Origin of the sequence: Acinetobacter sp. BSP-28 (assembly GCF_044130285.1) — a bacterium.
In the GTDB taxonomy this organism is placed as follows: domain Bacteria; phylum Pseudomonadota; class Gammaproteobacteria; order Pseudomonadales; family Moraxellaceae; genus Acinetobacter.
Map to the genome: position 1 here is coordinate 1 of NZ_JBIQOB010000084.1, position 717 is coordinate 717.

The 717-nt window shown below is 40.6% G+C and carries 1 protein-coding gene; it reads right to left on the minus strand.

The genetic code is table 11. The features are described 5' to 3' along the window. Nucleotides 1-654, minus strand: a 654-nt coding sequence (locus ACE01R_RS17860) for an IS6 family transposase (RefSeq protein WP_395552814.1), incomplete at its 3' end; no start/stop codon positions are given. Nucleotides 655-717 lie beyond the last annotated feature (63 nt).

Here is a 717-nt window from a genome sequence, read left to right on the forward strand (position 1 = left end):
ATAATAAAATGACGATGCTTGTCCTTTACGTAGTGCACGCATGACTTCAATACCTTTAATTGTGGCATAAGCCGTCTTCATAGATTTGAATCCTAATGTGGCCCTGATGATCCGCTTTAACTTACCATGATCACATTCAATGACATTATTTTTATACTTAATCTGCCTGTGTTCAAGGTCTGGTGGACATTTTCCTTCTCGCTTTAATCGTGATAAAGCATGGCCATAGGTCGCTGCTTTATCTGTATTGATGACCCGTGGAATTTGCCATTTTTTCACCGTATTGAATATCTTTCCTAGAAAACTATAGGCTGATTTACTGTTCCGCCTAGCGGAAAGGTAAAAGTCAATCGTATGACCACGTTGATCAACTGCACGATACAGGTAAGTCCATCGCCCCTTCACTTTGATATAAGTCTCATCCATATGCCATGAATGTAAATCTGTAGGATTACGCCAATACCAGCGTAAGCGTTTTTCCATTTCTGGAGCATAACGCTGAACCCAACGATAAATTGTACTGTGATCCACATTTATGCCTCGTTCAGCGAGCATTTCTTGAAGTTCACGATAGCTGATGCCATATTTACAATACCAACGAACAGCCCAAAGAATGATTTCACCTTGAAAGTGCCGACCGTGGAAGGGATTCATCTGCTGTATCTCGAAATAAATAAGATATTTAGCTTATCACGTCAGCCTATTTGCAACAGTGCC